Source organism: Pseudomonas putida, assembly GCF_028682455.1.
Taxonomy (GTDB): Bacteria; Pseudomonadota; Gammaproteobacteria; order Pseudomonadales; family Pseudomonadaceae; genus Aquipseudomonas; species Aquipseudomonas putida_AA.
Window position 1 is genome coordinate 1,345,977 of record NZ_JANHLD010000002.1, and the last position, 15,798, is coordinate 1,361,774.

14 protein-coding genes are annotated in these 15,798 nt (G+C 55.2%); 8 read left to right on the top strand and 6 right to left on the bottom strand.

Annotated elements, in window-relative coordinates; all coding sequences use genetic code 11:
* The 4 genes from NPS58_RS16755 (at nucleotide 1) to NPS58_RS16770 (ending at nucleotide 4,759) form a co-directional block, all read left to right on the top strand.
* A complete protein-coding gene (locus tag NPS58_RS16755) occupies nucleotides 1-2,730 on the top strand; it encodes a toprim domain-containing protein (protein WP_274116554.1) in 2,730 nt (909 codons plus the stop codon).
* A 49-nt stretch (nucleotides 2,731-2,779) separates the two neighbouring features.
* Nucleotides 2,780-3,166 (top strand): hypothetical protein, encoded by a 387-nt coding sequence (locus NPS58_RS16760; RefSeq protein ID WP_274116467.1) that lies wholly within the window; start codon nucleotides 2,780-2,782, stop codon nucleotides 3,164-3,166.
* Between the two features lie 63 nt (nucleotides 3,167-3,229).
* Nucleotides 3,230-3,469 (top strand): hypothetical protein, encoded by a 240-nt coding sequence (locus NPS58_RS16765; RefSeq protein ID WP_274116468.1) that lies wholly within the window; start codon nucleotides 3,230-3,232, stop codon nucleotides 3,467-3,469.
* Between the two features lie 120 nt (nucleotides 3,470-3,589).
* On the top strand, nucleotides 3,590-4,759 hold the full coding sequence (locus NPS58_RS16770) for a site-specific integrase (protein ID WP_274116469.1): 1,170 nt from the start codon (nucleotides 3,590-3,592) through the stop codon (nucleotides 4,757-4,759).
* Between the two features lie 685 nt (nucleotides 4,760-5,444).
* Here the strand turns inward: NPS58_RS16770 and NPS58_RS16775 are convergent.
* From NPS58_RS16775 to NPS58_RS16785, 3 genes are all read right to left on the bottom strand, one after another.
* Nucleotides 5,445-6,107, bottom strand: coding sequence for a hypothetical protein (locus NPS58_RS16775; RefSeq protein ID WP_274116470.1), 663 nt, complete (start codon nucleotides 6,105-6,107; stop codon nucleotides 5,445-5,447).
* A 100-nt stretch (nucleotides 6,108-6,207) separates the two neighbouring features.
* Nucleotides 6,208-6,783 carry a hypothetical protein gene (locus NPS58_RS16780; RefSeq protein WP_274116471.1) on the bottom strand — a complete coding sequence of 192 codons (576 nt, stop codon included), beginning with the start codon at nucleotides 6,781-6,783 and terminating at the stop codon, nucleotides 6,208-6,210.
* Nucleotides 6,784-7,218: 435 nt separating this feature from the next.
* The gene (locus NPS58_RS16785; protein ID WP_274116472.1) at nucleotides 7,219-7,482 is read right to left on the bottom strand and encodes a pentapeptide repeat-containing protein; all 264 of its coding nucleotides are present in this window, start codon (nucleotides 7,480-7,482) and stop codon (nucleotides 7,219-7,221) included.
* Between the two features lie 501 nt (nucleotides 7,483-7,983).
* Between NPS58_RS16785 and NPS58_RS16790 the strand changes: the two genes are divergently transcribed.
* From NPS58_RS16790 to NPS58_RS16805, 4 genes are all read left to right on the top strand, one after another.
* Nucleotides 7,984-8,313, top strand: coding sequence for a hypothetical protein (locus tag NPS58_RS16790; protein ID WP_274116473.1), 330 nt, complete (start codon nucleotides 7,984-7,986; stop codon nucleotides 8,311-8,313).
* Between the two features lie 475 nt (nucleotides 8,314-8,788).
* A complete protein-coding gene (locus NPS58_RS16795; protein ID WP_274116474.1) occupies nucleotides 8,789-9,427 on the top strand; it encodes a hypothetical protein in 639 nt (212 codons plus the stop codon).
* 47 nt (nucleotides 9,428-9,474) lie between these two features.
* A complete protein-coding gene (locus NPS58_RS16800; RefSeq protein ID WP_274116475.1) occupies nucleotides 9,475-10,335 on the top strand; it encodes a hypothetical protein in 861 nt (286 codons plus the stop codon).
* Between the two features lie 354 nt (nucleotides 10,336-10,689).
* Entirely contained in the window at nucleotides 10,690-11,640 is a 951-nt protein-coding gene (locus NPS58_RS16805) for a hypothetical protein (RefSeq protein WP_274116476.1), read from the top strand.
* Nucleotides 11,641-12,018: 378 nt separating this feature from the next.
* Here the strand turns inward: NPS58_RS16805 and NPS58_RS16810 are convergent, their stop codons facing one another.
* The 3 genes from NPS58_RS16810 to NPS58_RS16820 all read right to left on the bottom strand — a co-directional run bounded on the left by NPS58_RS16810 (nucleotide 12,019) and on the right by NPS58_RS16820 (nucleotide 15,615).
* Nucleotides 12,019-14,001 (bottom strand): DUF3732 domain-containing protein, encoded by a 1,983-nt coding sequence (locus NPS58_RS16810; RefSeq protein ID WP_274116477.1) that lies wholly within the window; start codon nucleotides 13,999-14,001, stop codon nucleotides 12,019-12,021.
* Nucleotides 14,001-14,513, bottom strand: a complete 513-nt coding sequence (locus tag NPS58_RS16815; RefSeq protein ID WP_274116478.1) for a three component ABC system middle component — start codon at nucleotides 14,511-14,513, stop codon at nucleotides 14,001-14,003. Before NPS58_RS16815 ends, NPS58_RS16810 begins: the two co-directional genes overlap by 1 nt.
* Nucleotides 14,514-14,574: 61 nt before the next feature.
* Nucleotides 14,575-15,615, bottom strand: coding sequence for an ABC-three component system protein (locus NPS58_RS16820; RefSeq protein WP_274116479.1), 1,041 nt, complete (start codon nucleotides 15,613-15,615; stop codon nucleotides 14,575-14,577).
* Between the last annotated feature and the right edge of the window lie 183 nt (nucleotides 15,616-15,798).

A 15,798-nucleotide genomic window follows, 5' to 3' on the forward strand; every position in this document is an offset into this window, starting at 1 on the left:
ATGGAGCACAGCCTGCGCGCCGAAGTCCTGCGCCGCCTGCAGGATAACTACGGCCTCAAGCCGATCGCGAACACCAATTACATGCGCAAGGGCAAATGCCCAACTTGCGGCAAGCTGGAGCTGTACTCCCGCCAAGATGAGCCATGGTTCATCAAGTGCGGTCGTGGTAAGTGCGGGGATCAGTGGCATGTCAAAGAACTGTTCGACGACCTTTTCGACGACTACAGCAAACGCTACCCAACTTCCCAGGAAGCACCGCGGGCATCGGCCGATGCCTATATGCAATACGCTCGTGGCTTCGACTTGGGCATCGTCAAGGGCTGGTACAGCCAGGACAACTACTGGGACCGAAACCTCGGGATCGGCAGCGCCACCGTGCGTTTCAAGCTGGAGCACGGCGAGTACTGGGAGCGCCTGATTGATCAGCCTCACCGCTTCGGCAAGAAGAAGGCGCGCTTTGCGCCTGGCCAGTCGCCGCGCGGTTACTGGTGGTGCCCGCCCTGTGTTGATCTGACCACAGTTGACGAACTCTGGATCGTCGAAGGCATCTTCGATGCCACCGCACTGGTGCACAACCAGGTCGACGCCGTCTCCGCAATGAGCTCGGGTGCCTTCCCGTTCGAATCACTCAAGCAACTGGCCAAGCAGCGCAACGAGGCCGGTCAAAGGCTGCCCCGCCTGGTATGGGCGCTGGATAACGAGCCTGGGGCACACCGCTACACCCGTAAGCACGCCGCGATGGCGCGTGACCTCGGCTACACCTGCCAGGCAGCGCAAATCCCGCAGCAGGGGCGCAAAGTCGACTGGAACGATTTGCACCAGCGCTGGCACTTCATCGACGAAGACAAGCGCCAAGAACAGATCGACAAGGACCTGCGCGAAGCCCGCTATCACGGCAGCCTGCTGCTGGCCGACAGCGCGGCAGAAAAGGGCGTGCTGATGTACGACTGGCGCGAGCGCCAGGAATTTCACTTCTCGTTCGAGAACCGCCTGTACTGGTTCAAGATGGATGTGGAGAAGTTCAACAAGGCACAGCAGCAGCTGGATGAGTCCGAGCGGCAGGAGGACCTCGTACTCACGGACCGCCAGCGCCGCGACAAGGCACTGCGTCAGTGCGGTGCGGTGATCGAGATCGCCAACTGTTTCCCACAGGCACTGTACTTCCAGCGGAACGAAGTCACGGACGAGTCTTGGTACTACTTCCGCGTCGACTTCCCACACGACGAGCCGAGCGTGCTGAACACCTTCACCGGTGGCCAGGTTGCAGCAGCGAGCGAGTTCAAGAAGCGCCTACTGGGCATGGCGGCTGGCGCCGTGTTCACCGGTACCGGCTCCCAGCTTGATCGAATCATGCAACATCAGCTGTTCGGCCTGAAAACCGTTAAGACCATAGACTATGTCGGCTATAGCAAGGAGCACGGTTGCTACGTGTTTGGCGACCTGGCCGTGCGTGGTGGCGTGCTGGAGAGGGTCAATGCTGAGGACTACTTCGAGTTCAAAGGGCTGCGCCTGAAGACGCTGCAGAAGTCGATCCGCCTGGAGATCAGCCAAGACGCCACAACCTATCGCCCGAACTGGTTCAACTGGCTGTGGACCTGCTTCAACACCCAAGGAACCATCGCCCTCGCCTTCTGGTTTGGCTCGCTGTTTGCCGAACAGATCCGCGCCGAGTTCCAGTCCTTCCCGTTCTTGGAAGTGACAGGCGAGGCCGGCGCCGGCAAGTCCACGCTGTTGATGTTCCTGTGGAAACTGCTGGGCCGGCAGGACGAGGAAGGCGATGACCCGATCAAGATGACCAAGGCAGGCCTGCGCCGCTGGCTGAGCCAGACATCGGGCATGCCGGTGGTGATGCTGGAGGCCGACCGCAGCGATGCAGAGACTGGCGCCGCCAAGTCCTTCGACTTCGACCAGTTCAAGCCGCTGTTCAACGGTCGCGGCCTTGGTCTAACCGGGGTCAAGAACGGAGGCAACGACACCAATGCCCCGCCCTTCCGCGCCACGCTGGTGTTCAGCCAGAACGCCCCGGTGGTCGCATCGGAAGCCATTCTCACCCGGATCGTGAAGCTGCACTTCGTGCGCCCGGAGGTGACCAGCGAGAGCCGCTCGGCCGCCGACAACCTTAACCACCTGCAGGCCAGCGAAGTGAGCCACTTCCTGCTGATGGCTGCCAAGGCGGAACAGAAAGTCATGGAGACCTTCCGCACCCAGGTGAAGCTGCACGAACAGGCCCTGCGCGAGCAACGAGAGATCCGCATCGAGCGGATTATCAAGAACCACGCCCAGATGATGGCGCTGGTCGACGCCCTGCGCGTGGTGGTGCCCATGAGCGACCGCCAGTACGAAGCCACCCAGCGCGAACTGCGTGCCATGGCCGTGGGTCGGCAGCACGCGGTGAACGCCGACCCGAAAGAGGTCGCCGAGTTCTGGGAAGTGTTCGATTACCTGCAGTCGCTCAGCGAAGACCCGATTGTGGACCACAGCAAGAATGCCGAGCTGATCGCGGTCCACCTCAACGAATTCTGCGAGCGCGCAGCCGAGCACAAACAGAAGCTGGCCGATGCCACCACGCTGCGCAACCTGCTGCGCAACAGCAAGTCTCGCCCCTTTGTCAGCAACAACCACGCCGTCGACAGCGCCGTGCGGGCTGCATTCAACAGCCGCACCACGGCCGCGAACCTGCGGCCGACCACGGTGAAGTGCTGGACATTCAAGGCCGCCAAGGCCGGATAACCCGAAACCCAGTGCTGCAACACCGGAATCAACCCCAAGGAGAAACGATATGCAAACCGTGAAATCAGCGCCCGTGGTGGACGAGCTGGACCGGCTGAACATGGCGCTGGCCTTCCAAACCTGGGCAGAAGACCGCGGCTACGACCTCAAGACCGGAACGGACGGCGCATTCAGCAACGTTGAAACACGCGCAGCGTGGCTCGGCTTTGAGGCGGCTCACGGACCAGCCGGTTGCATCGCGAAGGGGCAGCAGCTCTATGCGCGAATCAAGGAGTCCAGCGAGTACGCCCACCAGACCGACCAGTTGTTCCCGGTCAGCGTTGGACAGCCCACGCATGGTGACTACGTCGTGGCCGGCGGACCTGGAGGGGTTTACCGGATGCGCGACGTGGACCTCTACGTGATCACGAACGGCAAGCAAACCCGGCTCAAGTAAGCAGAAAGGAGGCGCTGGGGAGCTGCAACTCCCCCGCGCCGACTAACCCCAAGGAGAAACGATATGCAAGTAGAAACCCCCGAAGCCAGCGCCGAGAAGGCTACCACAGGAAAACGCCCACGGCTGGCTAGCCATGCGCTGGACTTGCCCAACCACTGCGACATCTGCAATACCGCCCGCTCGACCAGGAAGCACCAGCGATGCAGTCAGATCCGCCAGCAGCGCAAATCTGCGGAATGGGAAGCCTACATGGCCAACGTCCAGGCCAAGAAAGCACAGCAGGTGCGTCGTTATGCTCGCTAAGAGGAAACCGTACCACCTCACGCCAAGAACTGACGCCCCGAACTTCTAGGCCCAGAAACAGGTCTTGCCCCCTACACGGCCCATAAACTGGGCCGTATCTTCGTTTTCGAGTGGAAAATAATGGCAGCTGGAGTCGAAGTACGCGGCAACCACGTCCGCGTGTATTTCCGTTACCAAGGCGAGCTGTGCCGGGAAACCATTCCCGGTGACGCCTCGCCCGCAAACCTTGCTAACGCCGAGCGCCTGATCGGAATCATCAATTACGAGATTGAGACCGGCACATTCAACTATGCCCGACACTTTCCCGAGTCCCCGCGCGTCAAGACCAACACCCTCAGTCACTACATCGACCTTTGGCTAGAAATCAAGGGCAACCAGATGGCCGCCAGCGGCTTCGCCATGTACCGAAGCCGCACAGAGAAGCATATTCGCCCGCGCTGGGGAGACCAGCAGGCAGATCGGATTGATCACCTGGATATCCAGCACTGGGTGCAAACCGTGCTGATGCCCAAGCTGCACAACAAGACTGTGCGCGAAATCGTCAGTCACCTGCGCCAGATCTTCCAGCTGTACCGCACGCGGAACCGCTACGCCTTCGACCCCACCGACGGAATCACCATTTCACTGCCAGACGCCGATGACCCTGATCCGTTCACCCGTGAAGAAATCGCGGCAATCCTTGGACAGCACACTGAACGAGAACAGGAAATCAACCTGACGGAATTCATGATTTGGACCGGCCCGCGCGTCAGCGAGGCGATGGCGCTTGCCTGGGAGGACGTCGACTTGGTGGCCGGCACCGTGGAGATTCGCCGCGCCCGGGTTGCCGGCCAGTACAAAGTGACCAAGACCCGGCGCTCGACGCGCAAGGTCAAACTGCTCGCGCCAGCCCTTCGCGCCCTGCAGGCGCAAGCCAGATTCACCCAGAACCTGCCGTCGGAACTGATCGAGGTCGTCGATCGCGACAACCGGACGGTGCGAGAGCAGCGCGTGCGCTTTGTCTTCCACAACAGCGCCACCGGTGAGCCGTACCGCTCTTCCGATGTTCTGCGGCATGGTTGGTGGATTACGCATCTGGAGAAAGCCGGTGTCCGCCAGCGCGGGCCGAACACCTGCCGGCACACGTTCGCCAGCCAGATGCTGAGCAGCGGCATTGCCACGCCGGAGTGGATCGCAGATCAGATGGGGCACACGTCGACAGCGATGATCTTCAAGCACTACGCGAAGTGGATTAGCGAGGACGGCCCGGATGTGGTGGGGTTGTTGAATCAGGCGCTCAGGCTGACCTGAACGGACAAAAAAAGGGGCCGCAAGGGCCCCTTTCTTCTGCCTGTCATTCCCAAAGTGTTCCCAAAACGCTCCCATTTGAGGGTCAAGCGGTGGCGAACACCAATGAAATCAAGCACTTGTATGGCGGAAGCGTAGAGATTCGAACCCTTATCCAAGGTACCCTCCCCAAAACACCCCATCCACCCTTGAAATCAAACACCCTCACAAACCCCAATCCCCAATGATTTCGGTGCTTCCCGATGCACCGCTTTCCGCCCACGAAGCATGCATCTGACTGCACACTTACTAATTCTAGGAAAATCATTGGGTTACGGTTCGGATCAGCAGCTTTACCGACACAGAGTGGACGCCCGATTGCTCTACATCTCCTTGGCCACGGCCCTGAACTGGACTTCGACCGATCAGAGCTCAATGACAATGCCCTGCAACCCTTCAAATCAGTTCCTTTTGGTCATCCGTCATTTGCACTTTCTTTTCAGCGTCGCCTACCGCTATGTTCGCTCATCAACCTAGATGGCCGGCTCACGTCTGATTTGCTACCAAAGGTTAAGCATGACAAAAGCCGGTAAAGCCTGCGAATAAAGGGGCAAGGGTTGAGCCAGCCCAAATGCATCAAGCCCTGAGAACTAATCCCAAGGCTTGATTTCAAACAGCCCAAAGAGGTTTTATGAGCGACGCACACGCGTCAGGACATATGCCGCTTTCTTTTATTGCCTGCCAAAGCACCGCCGTCGTCTATGACTACTTGCCTCGCTAGAGAAAACCACGACTCGAAAACATCCTGGTTCTTCTGAATGTGCAGCTCCAAATCTGCTATTGCGTCGGCAATATCGCGCTTCGGCTTTTTCTGAAGCTTGCCACTCTTGTTCTTACGCGATTTCTTTTCCGAAGAGAGACACTGAGGAACACTTTCGTTCCAGCGCTGCAGATCTGAATAGGCCGAATGGGTTATTGCTAAATCACCTTCACACGAGTACAACTCGCAGTCTCTATTGCGGGCCAAATCTTGACAGTGCCCCAAGTCCCATTCGCCTGCACACTTAAAATAAACCAACAAGTAATTTGCTGTAAGTGGAGGCTGCCCCCAAAACAGCACATCTCTACTCGAACGCCACTCATCCTCGTCTAACCGCTCAGGCAAACTTCGCGCAGACGAAATATTATATTCATTGACGCTGGCAAGGCATGATTCAGAAATGGAAATCCGCATCTCAGTTATGCTTTTGACCAGATACTTATAAGTACTTCCAGTAGCAGTAGTCGAGTATTCACCTATGCAGCTTGATCCAAGCCCCAAGAGATCATGAGAGCTACCAACTACTAACGCTGTACTTGTGGTCTTTTTCATAACTGAACCTGACCTGAATTCAATTTACTATAAATAATCATATCTGATGCTCCGCTACGCGTCAAAACGGGAAAAATATCCTTGTCATTCAACTGCATAGCTAGGCAACATTCCGAATCAACTGATGATAACGCGGCTTTGCGCCTCGTGCCGCGAGCCTTTTATCTGTTTCCGTCAGCTCGAAGCGCATTTCCTTGTACCGCATAATCAGCTCGGCAGCTGGGCGCGATACAGCGACTTGCTTGGCTTGGATTACGACCGCAAAGAACTCTGCCTGCATGAGCGCCACCGTAAGGAATACCCCTTTGAGCGGGCTGTCGGGCCACGGGTTCCCTTCGATGTAACGGACATTGACGCTGACCGTACCCCTCGAAACACGGGCGTACATGAGACCGCACAGCACACCTTGCGAGTAGAAGGCTGCCTCGATTTTTTTGGGCTTTTTGCGATGGCGTTCAAGAAAACTGCGCCAGTCCCAGGCGACTCGGCATTCAGGATGCTTGCGCCACTGCGTGTCCACGATGTGGTATTCCGCGCCCCCGATGCCGCGAACGGTCACCTTCAGGGGGACAGGCATCTTTTCGCAGTAAGCCGTTAGCATGGCGAACGCCGCCTGGGAATACTCATGGTACTGCTTGTGCTTGCTGTAGAGGCAGAGGTTTGCATCCACTCCCATTCGCGATTCCCTAACGGCGTTCCGTGCTAAGATTTGTAACCGCGCAGTATAATGGCACCGCACCATCAAAGCCATAGCAGAACCGCACTCTCGCCTTGCGGCTGGACGGAGCCGGCATGCTCACTTCACATGCCCGGACAATACCTAACGCCAGATAGCCAATCTGATCATGGCTCCAGCGACCGCCTCGCAATCGGCCATCCTTCAGGGCCCTGTGAAGATTGGGCAAAGAAGCCCTAGACACTGCGCCCGGGCATAGCAACATGTGCAGCGTAACCGTGTCATACCTGTACTAGGTACGTAACAAGGAACTCATCGTGCTTCACAATCGCCAAGCAGCGCTGACTTTCTTGTTGCTTCGCGCGCACTGAAAAGGGTCGGGTTTATCCCTTTTTAGTCAAATGCGCCCCCTGCAGCTTTTCGTGTAAAACAGCGCTAGCTTGGCATCTGCCAGCTCTTGGCATCGATGTTTGCGGTCACGAAAGACCCTTTCGCGCCAGTAAATCGGCATTCGAAGGTGTTGGTGTTGTGAAGATTAGCTCCGGCCAAATTCGCCCTGGAGAAATCAGCACGTCGCAGATACGGGAGCCTCATGTCAGCACCTTCCAGATCGGCCTCAGAAAAATTGGCCCCGTAGATGTTGACGCCCGGAAGAATGGTTGGATCGACGTAGTAAGTGATAAATTTGCAATGGCGCAAGTCAGCTCCTTGATAAGAACTGCATACAGTTCCTCAGACATCCCAGATGACGCCATGGACTACCCCCGGTACGATAGACATCCCCGGCCTACGCTTTGAGCATAGGAGGAGATGCTTCTCCGAGCGGCCACTGAAGGTGGCAAGCACCTCAGGAAATTTTACGCAGAGTGCCGGTTGCGCCAGCTCAAGTACAGTAACGGCAGGATCACCTTTTCCAGACGAAAATATCCTGAAGAATACTTCATACCGAGCAAGGCAAATGCAAAGATACTCAGCCGCTGCGGTGACCCACTACGCAAATAATATTCATATAGAGCGCTACCTTAATAGCACGAGCGGTTACTCAAAATACCGGAGTGTGTAGTAGATCGGATAATTAGCCAGGTTACGCAAGGGAAATAAGCGGCCATTATCGGGTACTGACGGCACTCCGATGCGTTGCGCTAGACTAAATGCGCATGCTACGGCAACTAATATAGCTTACGTGCTGGCGCGTATGAAATGCTTGATATAAATAGCGAGTTTATTCAACGGTTTATCCGAGTGGCTGCAGCTTTTGGGTCGAGATTCAATCTTGACTCCGAGGCGGACAAGAAAAAGTTGGAAGCCTATGCTTTCAACCTCTTAGAGCAGCCGGACAGCCAAGAAACGACTGAATTTCTTGCTCGACTGAGGGCTCACCGCGAGGTGATCCAAGAGAAGGTCATCAATCCAGGCTTCGAACCCAAGATGGACGATAACTTTCATCTCGCAGAGCGGGATAACTATTTCCGACAAGGTAGGGTTTTACCACGTGACGATGAGCCTGAGCCAACCCACCCCCAGCCTTAATAGCTATGACCGAAGCTACTGGTATCGTCTGAGCCAGAACGCCTTTTGTATCAGGCGCTCCCCCGATCGTGCCGTCCGAACGCAGCACCGACGCAAAGCTCGCTGGGATGAATTCGGATTTACCCTCGTACGGCGTCAATACGTGCACCCGCTTCTGAGCTGCGATGCGGTGAGTCGTCATACTTGTCGAATATTCTGTTTCCCCTGCCTCGCCAGCACCCACGCAAGGGCGCCAGGCTAAGGCGGAACGCCCCTTGGAAAAGCATGAACCAAACGATTCAACCCAACCGAGTTGAAAAAGCCTGACCATGGCACTTTGACATCTATTTCTTTGACGTAGTCAAACTAACATTAGAGACTACGGTATTTTCACTGGGCGAGCATGCCAATGTCCTTACTCCACAACCCTATCAAGACATTACTGAGCCGGGCGTCAGCAACTCAGGTCAATGTCGTGCCAGTAGCTGTCGTACCTATGACCCAGGAGCTGGTTACGAAATGGCACGACAATGTGCAGCCGCTGATCGATGCACACTATCAACACTGGGCAGCTGGCATTCCTGAGGAGCTCGTGAGAGCGGACAAGGGGTGGAATTGGCACAAAAATTTCCTTCTCCTGGCTCTGCACAATACGGCCTACGCCGGCGGCAGGAAGACTCATGGGGAAGGTTTGGCGATGTGTATCGTTCTCAGATCACTGGACGGGTCGGAGGAGTTTCCCATTGGGATGCTGACCACCGTGCCTAAGCTGCATTCGAACATTTATCGCCAGATCAGGCACAGGGCCATAACGTGGTATCTGTCTGACGCACCTGATGAGGTCTATCGCCAGATTTTCAAAATCCCAACTGTACAGATGGTCGCGAGAGCGTTAGTTGATTGCAGCATTCAAGCAGCTTTGGATGAGGGAGAGGATGGAAGCCTCGTGTTGAAAGCGGATGACGCTGGGGGCGCCAAGCTGGATAAGTTCTACCGACGCTGCGGTATGCAAAATCTGCCGAAAGGTCACCCTCCTGTGACACCGTTTTTCCGACGGTCGAAACCCGAAAGGTACTATCACTTTTTAGCACATGAAGCTCAAGCTTATGCAGCCTTTTATAACCCAAGGCGCTAAACCAAATTGTTTTGCAGCTGAGCAAGCGCAGATGCTATGGTGAATTTATGAACAAATTCAAACCGCAAATCTCACTCGCCAAGTTAGCGAAAGCTGTGGCGGATTACGACGGCAGGATTTTGGATCCAAGGTCAGAGTCTGGCCGCGTGGGACTTCTGGAAATCGCGGCTGATCTTCTGGAAAATCCTATGGAAAATGCTGAATTACTAGATTTACTCTCACGCCCCGACGCGCCATCACAATCCTTGGCGTGGTCGAGGCCTGGCGAGATGATGTACCTGGAGACTGTCGACATTACCCCAGAACTCGAGATTTTTCTGGATGACCTAGACCACCTGCGCACCAAGGACTTATTAGACCGGGAACTAGAAAGTCAAAGAGACTCCGTGGCAGATGTCATACTCACTCCGAACATCCGAATCATGGCCTCCCCCAACTGGCTCGGTTTTGATGATGAAATGTCCACTAGGACATTCAATCATCAAGCTTTTTATACAGCATTAAGCCGTGTACATCGCGACCTGAAAAGAGTCTGGAAAGTTAGAGCTGCCAAACCGTCATTCACGATAACTTCGTCTGAATTAGCTGCCTCGCCAGATCGAGACACTTGGACGATCAGCAAAACTATCAGAGCTGAAAACTTCCATGAGGTTACCGTCAGGTATGAAAAGAAAGCCGTTCACATGGCGTACATCGGCTCCGGAAACGACCTCTTCCTTAAAGTAACAATCAATAATCATGAAGTTGCAAGAGCAAAGGAGTCACTCACCGACTCCAAGCACTTTGTAACTGTGGTTGTCGATAGCTTTGCAGCAGAGCCAGAGGCTGGATTGATGATTGTTGATTCTATTCTTGAGGAGATTCAACACGCTAAAGCCTCACAGCAAGCGCACGATCTGGAACCGTAAAATATCCGGAGGGCCTTTACCCGTTGGCAATACTCTTGCTCAGCAGGGCTGAGTGGTTCTTCCACCAGCCTGAGCAACCACTTGAGAACGCGGCCTACCCAACTCGCTCTGCTGAAGCGCGCATAGGAAGGCCTGTTTCACCCTCCTCCTGATGAAATCACTGACATTGGATAAACCGCGCTCATTCACGTCCGCCCCCTTCAAGTGCATGACCAGCATGCCTCAAACTCTCAAAGTAGACAGGTTTTGACGCGTTTGATACCAATCTGCCATGCATTGAGTTGCACGCTGCCGGGTACGTTGGTAGAACCACCAATAGCTGGCTCACCCGGAGTCAACACAAAAGGAAAATGAATGGGTATCAAGATGAACCTCGCTATCGACCAAAATGGTCGCGAGTGGGATGCCGAAGACTATCAGCGCGGCATGGGAGCAGAGCCTCTTCGGTGCTGCAAATGTAGCACTGCCGTTACGTTCAACAATCCACATACCCGCGAAATGTACGACAAGCCCGTGCTTGTGCCTGGCTATTTCCGGTTGCTGCCCAAGGGTGTGCATGAGGCTCATTGCAAGTTTGGGGTCGACGAGGAAATCAAAAAGCTCGCCAAGGAATCGGATGGGCTGATCGAAAGCATCCAGCATGACAAATACCGGATGCGGCTGGTCATGATCAAGGAGGCGCTTGAAGGCGGCGCGCCACCGAGAAACCCGGAGCCAGACGGCGAGAAAGCGAAGAGCGGGCGTACCTACACGAGCAGTCCTGGGCAGCTCCCCGCATACATCAACTCAGCCAACAAAGCACTGATGCTTCGTGCTCTGTGTGAGAGCAACAGCGATATCGAGCAGCATTTAGAACTGGTATTCGAAGGCAACATCAAGGTCGCTTGGGACGAGTTTTACTTCGACCCTCCCCGACACATGGAGGCATTTCGAGTCATCTCCCATAACACTATACAGCACCCGATTGCCTTGGAAGGCCGGATCAGAAGCGTCCGTACAGCGCTGAAGAATGACCCTAGCAAGAACGTGCTGAACCTGCAGATGAACAAATATCGCGGCGCCCCCCAGGAGCCGAGCAACGGTATTGGGCTGGAGGTCAGTATTTGGTCACCCAAATCCGAATGGTTCAAGGGTCTTCAACAGGATGACGATGTAGTGATACTCGGGGTGTGGAAAGCAACAACAAATGCAACGGAGCCGGCGCCGATGAAAGACGGCTATTTCAAGACCCTAACGAAACGCAGATTGAGCTTGACCTTGGTGCTGAAAGCGCAGATTACGAAGATTGACACCAAACCATCTTGAAACGCCGGACACGTGCGCAAGCCTTTCGATGCAGCCACAGGATGCCTGACAACAGAAGGCTGCTTTTGTCCGGAGTGACTCGCCAAACTGAGCGCCTCAGTCTCTCCGCGAGACAGGTGCCTCGCTTTTCCCCACCCTACGGCCACTGTGCGCTCGGAAACAATAGATGGAGTAGCGCAACTTCTAGTGCGAGAGCGATCCATATTTACCCCATGCGCCTACCTTCCCTGCGCCCTCACAGAAATCCCTGTCTCGCATGAGCGATACTGTCCTCGGCGAGTTGAGAACGACATGCAGCGAACCCCGACGTCTCATGCCGCAAGGCAAAGCTGGGGAATACCAATAGGAGATTAAGGCCTGCGGTATACCCCTACTCCATCAGCCCTGCTCTTCACTACCTCCAAACCACGGCGGCACGAGCTTTTTGTCTCGCCACTCCTCGGTGAGTACAACACCTGGAATTTTCCCCCAGACACCCTCATCAGCATGGTCAAGAACGATGATCTGCAGACGTCCCTCCGAAGCACTCACCGCAGCCGCCAAGGCCAGGAAGACCTTGCGCACCGCAATACGGTCTTCATCGTTGAGCTCATGCTCCTCATCGTCTTTCGCTGCCCGCTTCACTGGGAAGTAGACCTGGCTTGGCTGATCGAAGATAAGGAAATGAGGCACCGGGTGCTCGACCGCTTTCCTGGACATGAACAGCTTCTGCAGGGCGAGAAGCATGGCCACGTGATACGCCAGCCAGTTGGCGCCACTTCCGATCTCCCAAAGGTAATCATCTCGACCGTCATGGCGTACCTTGATGGTGAGGTCGGTGATAGACAATCCGATCCGCGCATTTTTCCATTCGGCGTCTAGGTTCGGGGTGATCTTGGCGCATTGGTCACTCAGCGCATTCAGGATTTTGCGCGTACGCTCACGAATCTGATCGGTAGAGACTGTGGGGGCAAGCTTGGCCAGTTTCTCTTCTACATCGGCCAGACGCTTAGCTAGGCTATCGTCCTGCTGGGCCTTTTGGTAGTTGTGCACGGCCTCCTGGAGCCTACCCAGATACCGATCAATGTCCGACTGACGCAGGGCTTGCCCTTTCGCTTCAACGTCTAGCGCTTCGAGCGCCTTGATCTCGGCCCTGATCGCATCTAGCTCCTCGGCGTCTACACGGACAGCGTTTCGCAAGCGAACGAGCTCATGCTCTACTGAAGCGGAAATCATGGGGGTTTCTTGAGCCTGTACCTCGATGCCGGTCAACGCTGTGCACAGGGCATCAAGTTGCTGCGAAGCCACGAGCTGAACGGGTCTCAGCACGTTGGGATTGGCATCCTGGCCATCTTTGATCAGGCCACGCAGCCAACTCGAAAGCGATAGACGCTCTTTCATCGTCTCTAACGCGTTGAGGTACTCATCAGCATCGCCTTGGATGCGCGTCAGCTCTTTTAAATTCTGACGACCCGCATAGAGGTTTCCGGCGATGACCTCTTCTCGCTTTTTGAGCTCTCCGATCTTGATGATGGATGCCTTGATTGCGTCGTAGTTGGGCGATGCGTCACGGGAGCTCTTTTGTAGAATCGCACTGAGCTGCTGGACGGCGACAGGCCAATCATCTGACAGCACCGAATCTACCGGTACCAGCCCATACTCGCGGGCTTGATAGTATCGGCTGCGTGCCTCTGAACGCAGGCGAGCAGAAGCATCTGCCAATGTATTGAGCTCTGACTGAATCTGCTTTTTCTGACGTTCGAGATCCTTAACCTCCCATGAGGTGATCAAGGTCTGGGAGGTCACCGCCCCGAGGATAAAGGGGAAAATGTCTTTGAGCTTTTCGCGATGCCCCGTTGTATCGGCCTTGTAGAAGAGGACGTCCGGATTGGCCACGATGTTCTGCGGCTGGAATGTAAAGGCCATGAGATCCCGAAAGCTGGGACGGCTTTTGAAGCCGTAGCGAATGTCCTCATCAAAGCCCATGTTAGGCAGGCCCGACAGCCTGTTGAGCATGTTCTTTACACTGTCGCGGTTCGTGTTCTTACCGGGAATTTGAGTGGGGATGCTGAGCTCATCGCCTTCAAGAAGGAACATGTCATCTGTCGACTTCTGCTTTCCCGGTTCAGGCCTGGCAAGCAGCTTGAGACCCTCGTCGGTGTCGACGAGCAGCCCAAACCACGCACACGTGTTGCGGATGGTGCCGACGGGAATTGCACATTTTTCGGAAGCGAGGCAGTAATCGATGATGGGGATGACGGCTGACTTGCCTGCCTTGGACGAGCCGCTGATCACGTTAACAGCGCCGGGCGTGAACGTGACATCACGGTAACGCCGACCATTTTTGGGCCACAAAATCAGCTTTCTGATCTGAAGTTTCATTAAAAACCTATCCGTAGAGCAGCCTGGACTTCCTGAAGGGTGAGTGCGCCACACCAGCCGCCGAGCTTATCCGCTAGCTTGCCAAGCTCTCTGATCTTCTCGCATGTTTTGTGGGGGTAACGCTTGCTGGTGCAGTCGACCAAAGCCGTGACGTGATCGAGCTCAAGCAAGCCGCAATCAATGGCGATCGTGAGGCTAGACAGAGAGGTCGGGCGCAGCATTAGCATGCGGCGCTGGAGGGTCAGGATCATTTCCTGCTTCTTGGAGAACTTACCAATGAAGAGCCTGAGGCCTGATGACGGATTAGTCGTACCGATGGCCGCTCTCAGCCCTTCATTGAAAAGGATAGGCAGGACGATAAAGAGCAGCGGCAGCGCAGGTGGTTGACCTGGACTCTGACGCTTATAGCCCTTGACGAACTCCCACATAAGGATTGCTCCAAGCGCTGGGTTTTGTACTAGGTAGATCTCATCAACGGGGTGTTGATGCTTAACGAGCTCAGCGGTTTCCATCCTTGCCAACCTGTGTTTTTAGCTTTCAAACCTGTCAGACGTAGTGATCACGCGGCACCGCTCATTCGTCCAGGAGCTCGCGGTAGCGGGGATGCCAGCCTATTGTCTTGGTATTGGAAAAGTCGTGATATGTCCCACGGACAAAAAAACCTGGGGAGTCCACATCGTTGAGTTTGGCGCTAGCTGCCATGCATTTCAGATGCAGAAGCTGACCTTTGTCGACCTCACTGGCCGTCACAGATTGCAGGCGAATCTCTTTGTTGAAGAGCTTCCACTGGGTGAGCAGGCTCTGCTTGAACTCATCGAACTCAGGCTCATAAACCAAGCCTTTTGCGCCCCAATTCACCTTATTGGTCTTTGACTGCAAGAAATCAGTCATGGCCTGCAAGCCCTCCTCCTGCGCCTCGATAATCTCCAACTGGCGAATTAGAGTGAGCGCGTTGGAGCGGCTTTTTTCGACCTCATCTGCTGGGGGCGCCGGCAGCGTGTATTTGAGCAGATGATTAAAGGAAAACCGGGTGTTGAAGGTCGACATGCGGTCACTGAATTCATCACGAGCAATCGCGGGGTATTTTCGCTGACTGATCAACCCGTCTGAGGTGTTCTTAACCCAGCCAACCGCAGTGTCGCAAGCCTCCTCCAAGAACTCGTTGGGCACAGTTAGGGCAAGATGATCCTTGATCCTCTCAACCAACTGGTCATTACCCGTTTCGAGCTCGAAGGCCATGACAAGCGCTGCCAACTTCTCCTGATCGTACCCAAGGAACCTTTCTATATAGGGCTTGCATCCCTCATGCCCTTCAGCCTCGTAGTCTTCCCGAATGCGTTGCACCGTCGTTGCGACCTGCACCGGCGTGTGAGCATAGTGAAGATCGCTGACGTACTCCCCTTTCTTGTCCTGGAGCACGTAAAGCCGAAACAACGTCTTGGCGGGATCGACTGCGCCGGCCTCGATAGCCTCAATCCAATTGGAAAACGTCTTCCACAGATCCACCGAGAAATTTGCAATGGGGTTGGTGGCTAGACCACTTTTGGATTGCTCAAGCAGTCGGGTACCGTCGCAGTAAACGACATCGACATCATCGAGTACTTCAAGAGCCACGAATGACCCACGAGGTGCTTCGCAGAGATGCAGACACATCCGCGTAGCCTGCAGCGAGTAACCGAGGTACGAGCCTGGCCTGCTGGATTTCAGTAGCGGGCTTTGCATGCCTGCCGGAGTGGTTGTCGAGCCCATTGACTGCCTCTCATCCCTGCCTTGACGTTAACCTCACGGCCCTATCAA

Excerpts from the sequence above, each read along its gene's own strand:
- NPS58_RS16755 (WP_274116554.1), top strand. The coding sequence starts at position 1 with ATGGAGCACAGCCTGCGCGCCGAAGTCCTGCGCCGCCTGCAGGATAAC.
- NPS58_RS16760 (WP_274116467.1), top strand. The coding sequence starts at position 2,780 with ATGCAAACCGTGAAATCAGCGCCCGTGGTGGACGAGCTGGACCGGCTG.
- NPS58_RS16765 (WP_274116468.1), top strand. The coding sequence starts at position 3,230 with ATGCAAGTAGAAACCCCCGAAGCCAGCGCCGAGAAGGCTACCACAGGA.
- NPS58_RS16770 (WP_274116469.1), top strand. The coding sequence starts at position 3,590 with ATGGCAGCTGGAGTCGAAGTACGCGGCAACCACGTCCGCGTGTATTTC.
- NPS58_RS16775 (WP_274116470.1), bottom strand. The coding sequence starts at position 6,107 with ATGAAAAAGACCACAAGTACAGCGTTAGTAGTTGGTAGCTCTCATGAT.
- NPS58_RS16780 (WP_274116471.1), bottom strand. The coding sequence starts at position 6,783 with ATGGGAGTGGATGCAAACCTCTGCCTCTACAGCAAGCACAAGCAGTAC.
- NPS58_RS16790 (WP_274116473.1), top strand. The coding sequence starts at position 7,984 with ATGCTTGATATAAATAGCGAGTTTATTCAACGGTTTATCCGAGTGGCT.
- NPS58_RS16795 (WP_274116474.1), top strand. The coding sequence starts at position 8,789 with ATGACCCAGGAGCTGGTTACGAAATGGCACGACAATGTGCAGCCGCTG.
- NPS58_RS16800 (WP_274116475.1), top strand. The coding sequence starts at position 9,475 with ATGAACAAATTCAAACCGCAAATCTCACTCGCCAAGTTAGCGAAAGCT.
- NPS58_RS16805 (WP_274116476.1), top strand. The coding sequence starts at position 10,690 with ATGGGTATCAAGATGAACCTCGCTATCGACCAAAATGGTCGCGAGTGG.
- NPS58_RS16810 (WP_274116477.1), bottom strand. The coding sequence starts at position 14,001 with ATGAAACTTCAGATCAGAAAGCTGATTTTGTGGCCCAAAAATGGTCGG.
- NPS58_RS16815 (WP_274116478.1), bottom strand. The coding sequence starts at position 14,513 with ATGGAAACCGCTGAGCTCGTTAAGCATCAACACCCCGTTGATGAGATC.